Origin of the sequence: Bacillus sp. SIMBA_031 (genome assembly GCF_046535225.1) — a bacterium.
GTDB classification, from domain to species: Bacteria; Bacillota; Bacilli; order Bacillales; family Bacillaceae; genus Bacillus; species Bacillus velezensis.
The window spans coordinates 1-230 of sequence record NZ_JAWRXC010000757.1; the positions used below are offsets into that span (position 1 = coordinate 1).

At 37.4% G+C, this 230-nt stretch carries 1 protein-coding gene; it reads left to right on the forward strand.

From position 1 onward, the window contains the following. Positions 1-230: BCCT family transporter (locus tag SB724_RS22090; protein WP_410573256.1), on the forward strand; the 230-nt coding region annotated here is incomplete at both ends.

Below are 230 nucleotides of genomic sequence, written 5' to 3' on the forward strand. Positions count from 1 at the left end.
GTTGTAACACAAAACAAAGTTACAGAAACAAACGCAGAACCCTTTAGTGGTGGTGTTGTGTTACAGGCAACCAAAGCAGATAGTACACGTGCCCTCTTTACCTTATTTGATAATTTAGACAGTAACTTATTAGGTAAATTACTGAGTGTATTAGCCTGTATCTTACTTGCTACTTATTTTATAACCTCAGCCGACTCGGGCACCTTAATATTGTGTATTTTAGATGCTGC